The following is a 6,158-nucleotide window of genomic DNA, read 5'->3' as shown; positions in this document are numbered from 1 at the left end:
GGCCGCAGCTGAACGCCATGCTCAACACCTCGTCCGGCGCGACCTGGGTGTCGATCCACCACGGCGGCGGCGTCGGCATCGGCCGGTCCATCCACGCGGGCCAGGTCTGCGTCGCGGACGGCACCGAGCTGGCGGGCCGGAAGCTGGAGCGGGTGCTGACCAACGACCCCGGCACGGGCGTCATGCGGCACGTGGACGCCGGGTACGAGCGCGCGGAGGAGGTCGCCGACGAGCGGGGCGTCCGGATCCCGATGCGCGAGAACTGACCGCCGCCCCGCACGCCACTGGTCGCTAAGGAGAACGGGTTGGGTTTCGAGGAGATGTGGGCGGCGCTGCTGCCCGTCGGACGCGACGCCGGCACCGGCGGTTACGACCGTTTCGTGTGGACGCCGTCCGAGCTGGAGTGCCGCGCCTGGTTCCTCGACGAGGCCCGCGCCCGTTCGCTGGAGGTCGAGGGCGACGGAAATGGCAACCTGTTCGCCTGGTGGTATCCGGCGGACGGGCGGCGCGACGACGCCGTCCTGACCGGCAGCCACCTGGACTCGGTGCCGGGCGGCGGCGCGTTCGACGGGCCGCTCGGCGTCGTGTCGGCGTTCGCCGCGATCGACCTCCTGCGCGCGCGGGGGGTCGAGCCGTCGCGTCCGCTGGGTGTCGCCGTGTTCGCGGAGGAGGAGGGCGCGCGGTTCGGTGTCGCGTGCCTGGGGTCCCGGCTGCTGGCGGGCGCGATCGACCCGGCCCGCGCCCGCGCGTTGACCGACGGCGGCGGACGCACGTTCGCCGAGGTCGCCGCCGAGAACGGCGTCGATCCGGACGGCATCGGACGCGACGACGCCCTGCTGTCCCGCGTCGGCTGCTACGTGGAGCTGCACGTGGAGCAGGGCCGCGCGCTCGGCCCGGCCACGCCGGTCGGCGTCGCGTCCTCGATCGTTCCGCACGGCCGGTGGCGGCTGGACTTCTCCGGCGAGGGCAACCACGCCGGGACGACCCGGCTGGCCGACCGGCGCGACCCGATGCTGCCGTTCGCCTCGACCGTCCTCGCCGCCCGCGCCGCCGCCGAGCGGCACGACAGCGTCGCCACGGTCGGCAAGGTGCGGGTCGTGCCGGGCGGGGTGAACGCGATCCCGTCCGCCGTCGCCGCCTGGCTCGACAGCCGCGGCCCGGACGAGCGGTCCGTCCGCGCGACGGTCGCCGACGTGCTCGAACACGCCCGCGCCGCCGCGCGCGGGCACGGCGTCGGGGTCGAGCTGACCGAGGAGTCCTACACCGAGGTCGTCGACTTCAACCTGGCCCTGCGGGCCCGCGTGGTCGCGGCGCTCGGCGGCGTCCCCGTGCTGCCGACCGGCGCGGGGCACGACGCGGGCGTGCTGTCGGCGGTGCTGCCGACGGCGATGCTGTTCGTCCGGAACCCGACCGGTGTCTCGCACGCGCCGAGCGAGCATGCCGAGACGGACGACTGCGTCGCGGGCGTCGAGGCGCTCGCGGCGGTACTGGCCGACCTGGTCCGCGGGTAGGGATCCGGTATGCGATGGCACGCCGAGTACGCCTGGCTCGGAGACGGCGTCGCCGCCGACGTCCTCATCGAGGCCGACGGCGAGCGGATCAGCGGCATCAGCAGCGGCGTCCCGGCCCCGCCGGACGCGCCGCGCCTGCGCGGCCTCACCCTCCCGGGGCTGGCCAACGCGCACTCCCACGCCTTCCACCGTGCGCTCCGCGGCCGCGTCCAGGCCGGCCGGGGCACCTTCTGGACGTGGCGCGAGACCATGTACAAGGTCGCCGAGCGCCTCGACCCCGACTCCTACCGCGCGCTGGCCACGGCCGTGTTCGCCGAGATGGTGCTGGCCGGGATCAGCTGCGTGGGCGAGTTCCACTACCTGCACCACCGTCCCGGCGGCGCCCCCTACGACGAGCCGAACGCGATGGGCGAGGCGCTCATCGACGCCGCCCACGCGGCCGGCATCCGCATCACCCTGCTCGACACCTGCTACCTGACCGGCGGTCTCGGGCAGCCCCTGAAGGGCGCGCAGCTCCGGTTCGGCGACGGTTCGGCGGGCGACTGGGCGCGGCGCGTCGACTCGCTCTACGAGCAGAACGACAAGGGCGGCCGTCCGCACGCGCGGGTGGGCGCGGCGATCCACTCGGTGCGGGCCGTCCCGCGCGAGCAGATGCGGGCCGTCGCGTCGTGGGCGAAGGAGCGGCGCGCGCCCCTGCACGTCCACCTGTCGGAGCAGCCCGCCGAGAACGAGGCGTGCGCCGAGGCGTACGGGATGACGCCGACGCGGCTGCTCGCCGAGTGCGGCGCGCTCGGGCCGCTCACCACGGCCGTCCACGCGACGCACCTGACGCCGGAGGACATCGGGCTGCTCGGCACGACCATGACCGGCGTGTGCATGTGCCCGACCACCGAACGCGACCTCGCCGACGGCATCGGCCCGGCCCGTGACCTGCACCACGCGGGCTCCCCGGTCAACCTCGGCTCCGACCAGCACGCGGTCGTCGACCTGTTCGAGGAGGCCCGCGCCGTCGAGCTGGACGAGCGGCTGCGCACCCGCGTCCGCGGCCACTGGACGGCGTCCGAGCTGCTCGCCGCCGCGACCTGGAACGGCCACTCCGCGCTCGGCTGGCCCGAGGCCGGACGGCTGGAGCCCGGCGCGTACGCCGACCTGACCACGGTCGCGCTCGACTCGCCGCGCACGGCGGGCGCGGGCCCGGAGTTCGCGGCGGAGACGGCCGTGTTCGCCGCCACCGCCGCCGACGTCCGGCACGTCGTGGTCTCGGGCCGGCAGGTCGTCGAGGACGGCCGCCACCTGCTCGTCCCCGACGTCCCCGCCCTGCTCCGCGACACGATCGCCGCCGTCACCGCCGAGGAGCCGCCCTCCGCCTAGGTCGTGGAGGGGAGACGCCGGTGCCGCAGGCCGCTGCGCTGGCCTGATGCGGTCATGGCGTTCACGAGTGATCCTCCTCTCCGCGGTCACGACTCCGGAGGCGCGCGGCGGGCCGGAGGAGCGCATGGGGAGACACGACGACTCCAAAGCGAAGGACGCCTGGGCGACGGAGCGCCGGGCTGATCCCGACGGGACATGGCTGCGCGAGACGTACGGTCTGGAGTTCGGAGAGCGCGATCTCCTCAGGCGTGCGGTAGAGCGCGGTGAAGCGGTGCCTCAAGAGCGGCTCCGGGAGCCTGCCGTCGCCTATGCCCGAAGGCTGTTGCGGCGATCATGGTGGCTGCGGCGCGGCTCGGCCAGGTTCAACGGTTGGGCTCTGGTCGCGATCGCGCTGGGTTTCTGCCTGGCGGACGCCGTCTTCTGGGTGGTCAGTGGCTCGGCCACCGGGGGGTCGGCGGTCGCGCATGGCGTGTTTCTGCTGGTGATCCTTTCCTTTGTTGTCAGTAGGCAAGGGTTGCTGGCCAGGCGGATTCAGCGGTCCCTCCGGCTCAATTCCACCAAGGAATGACGGCCTGCGCGGAGGGCTGTTCCTCGCCTCGAGCGCGCAGCACAAGATCCACTACAGACGGTGGCGTCGGAGCTCCCGGCTCGCGGGGCCTGGGCCGGGTGGAGTGGCCAGCGGGAGGAGCACTGGCCCGGCCTGCGAAGATGACAGATGTGGACATTCTGCGCAGGAACAACGTCACGGTCACGGGAAACCCTCACGGGCGGGCGGTGGTGCTGGCGCATGGGTTCGGTTGCGACCAGAACATGTGGCGTCTGACGGTCCCCGCTCTGGCCGCCGACTACCGGGTCGTGATGTTCGACTATGTCGGGTCGGGGCGCGCGGACCCGTCGGCGTTCCAGGCGGACCGGTACTCCTCGCTGGACGGGTACGCCCGGGACGTGGTGGAGGTGTGCCAGGCGCTCGACCTGCGCGACGCGGCGTTCGTGGGGCACTCGGTCAGCGCGATGATCGGCGTGCTGGCCGCCGGCATGGCCCCCGACCGCATCGGGGCGCTGGTCATGGTGGCGCCCTCCCCGTGCTACATCGACGACGAGGGCTACCGGGGCGGGTTCAGCGCCGCCGACATCGACGAGCTGCTGGAGTCCCTGGAGTCGAACTACCTGGGCTGGTCGGCGGCGATGGCGCCGGTGATCATGGGCAACCCGGACCGGCCCGAACTCGGGGAGGAGCTGACCAACAGCTTCTGCGCCACCGACCCCGATATGGCGCGCGTCTTCGCCCGGACCACGTTCCTGTCGGATTCGCGCGACGACCTCAAGGGCGTGCGGGTGCCCACGCTGGTGCTGGAGTGCACCCAGGACGTCATCGCCCCGCGGGAGGTCGGCGCCTTCGTCCACCGGACCGTCCCCGGCTCGGTGCTGGTCACCTTGGAGGCGACCGGGCACTGCCCCCACCTGTCGGCCCCCGAGACCACCAATGCGGCGATCATCGAGTTCCTGTCGAGCCTACGCTGATGTGCCGCGCGGGGCGGGACCCCCATGGGGCCGGCGAGGGCCAGGCGACCGACGCGAGGTTCGCGGCCCTGCTGGAGGACAGCGCCGAGGAGCTGTACGAGAGCGCGCCCTGCGGGTACCTGTCCACGCTGATGGACGGCACCATCGCCAAGATCAACGCCACGCTGCTGGACTGGCTGGGGCTGGACCGCGACGCCGTGGTGGGACGGATGCGGTTCGCCGATCTGCTGACGGTGGGCGGCAGGCTGTACCACGAGACGCACTTCGCCCCGCTGCTGCAGATGCAGGGCAAGATCAGCGGCATCGCCCTGGAGATCAGGCACAGCGGCGGCGCGCGGATACCGGTGCTGGTCTCCAGCGCGGTCAAGTACGGCGACACCGGTGAGCCGCTGCTGATCCGCACCACCGTCTTCGACGCCCGGGACCGCCGCGCCTACGAACAGGAGCTGCTCCGCCGCCGCCGAGTGGCCGAAGAGGCGCACCGGCGGGCCGAGGCCGACCGGGTCCGGTTGCAGGAGGTCCTGGCGGCGTTGCAGCAGGCCCTGTTGCCGCCCGCCCTGCCCGCGATCCCGGGGATGGAGACCGCCGCCCACTACCACACCGCCTCACCCGACCGGCTGGGCGGCGACTTCTACGACGTCTTCCCCCTGGACGACCGGCGTTTCGCCTTCTTCCTGGGCGATGTGTGCGGCAAGGGCCCCCGGGCCGCCGCGGTCACCTCGCTGACCCGCCACACCCTGCGCGCCGCCGCCGTCCACGACCCGGACCCCGTCGCGGCCCTGACCACCCTCAACAGGGTGCTGCACGAGCACTACGGGGGAGACGACCCCCGCTTCTGCACCGCGATCTTCGGCGTGCTGGACCCCGATCCCGCCACCGGGCAGGTCGCCGTGAACCTGGCCTCCGGCGGTCACCCAGCCGCGCTGGTCCTGCGCGCCGGCCGCCACTCAGGCGACGGCCTGAACGGCGCCCCGGGCGGCCCAGGCGACTCGGGTGGCCCAGGCGACTCGGGTGGCCCAGGCGACGGAGCCGGCGGTTCGGCAGAATTCCTGCCCACCCCTGGCGGCTGTCTGATCGGGATCCTGCCCGACGCCCCGTTCGTGGCTGCCGCCACCGTTCTGGCCGCGGGAGACGCCCTCCTGCTCTACACCGACGGCATCACCGAAGCCCGCACAGGCCAAGGCGCCGCCACCCTCTACGGCGAGCAGGCCCTGCGCGAATTCGTCGCGGGTTACGCGAACCAGTCAGTTCACACCCTGGTCCAAGCCCTGACCGGCCTCCTGGACGGCTTCGGCGAAGGTCTCGACGACGACACCGCCCTGCTGGCGCTCGGGGTCCAAGCCCCTTCACCCCTCCCGGCCCAGTGATGAGGAACGCGCGCTGACCGCGCGGAAGGCCGCTTTCCCCCGCAGCACCGCGACCGGCCCGGGAGGTCGCCGGTGAACTCGACCTCGGCCGCCTTCCAGGCAAGCCTCAGCGGCCCGCTCAGTCGTCCGGGAGGGGCGCGATCTCCACGGTCCTGCGGCGCGCGGCCGGGTGGACGCTGCCGCTCCGGATCTGGCGCGACGACGCCCCCGCCCCGTCGCGCCGGATCCCGAGCGTCCGCCCCAGCCGCGCCAGCCGCCTTCCGCCGACCGGGCCGAGGAGGCCGAGCGCGGTGCGGAGGACGCGCCGTGCCTCCTTCACCACCTGGACGGCCACGAGCGCGGTGAGGCGCGTCCCGCGGTCCTCATGCGCCGGGTCGGGCCGCCTGTT

General features: G+C 73.7%; 7 protein-coding genes. 6 read left to right on the top strand and 1 reads right to left on the bottom strand.

What is annotated here, in order from left to right; genetic code table 11:
- From AB0J52_RS23275 to AB0J52_RS23250, 6 genes are all read left to right on the top strand, one after another.
- Nucleotides 1-266 (top strand): urocanase-related protein (locus tag AB0J52_RS23275; RefSeq protein WP_500184083.1); only part of this gene is annotated, 266 nt, incomplete at its 5' end.
- A gap of 39 nt (nt 267-305) precedes the next feature.
- Nucleotides 306-1,511, top strand: coding sequence for an allantoate amidohydrolase (locus tag AB0J52_RS23270; RefSeq protein WP_500184082.1), 1,206 nt, complete (start codon nt 306-308; stop codon nt 1,509-1,511).
- A gap of 9 nt (nt 1,512-1,520) precedes the next feature.
- Entirely contained in the window at nt 1,521-2,882 is a 1,362-nt protein-coding gene (locus AB0J52_RS23265; protein WP_500184081.1) for a formimidoylglutamate deiminase, read from the top strand.
- 67 nt (nt 2,883-2,949) lie between these two features.
- The gene (locus AB0J52_RS23260) at nt 2,950-3,450 is read left to right on the top strand and encodes a hypothetical protein (RefSeq protein WP_500184079.1); all 501 of its coding nucleotides are present in this window, start codon (nt 2,950-2,952) and stop codon (nt 3,448-3,450) included.
- Between the two features lie 149 nt (nt 3,451-3,599).
- Nucleotides 3,600-4,403: an alpha/beta fold hydrolase gene (locus tag AB0J52_RS23255; protein WP_500184077.1), complete on the top strand. Its 804-nt coding sequence runs from the start codon at nt 3,600-3,602 to the stop codon at nt 4,401-4,403.
- On the top strand, nt 4,403-5,770 hold the full coding sequence (locus tag AB0J52_RS23250) for a PP2C family protein-serine/threonine phosphatase (RefSeq protein WP_500184074.1): 1,368 nt from the start codon (nt 4,403-4,405) through the stop codon (nt 5,768-5,770). Before AB0J52_RS23255 ends, AB0J52_RS23250 begins: the two co-directional genes overlap by 1 nt.
- A gap of 118 nt (nt 5,771-5,888) precedes the next feature.
- On the opposite strand, the gene AB0J52_RS23245 is transcribed toward AB0J52_RS23250, so the two are convergent.
- On the bottom strand, nt 5,889-6,158 hold a 270-nt coding region (locus tag AB0J52_RS23245; protein ID WP_500184072.1), incomplete at its 5' end, for a hypothetical protein.

It is taken from the genome of Spirillospora sp. NPDC049652 (assembly GCF_040675125.1).
GTDB lineage: Bacteria > Actinomycetota > Actinomycetes > Streptosporangiales > Streptosporangiaceae > Spirillospora.
The sequence above is the reverse complement of the archived record's forward strand: the minus strand, read 5'-3'. Positions and strand labels throughout refer to the sequence as shown.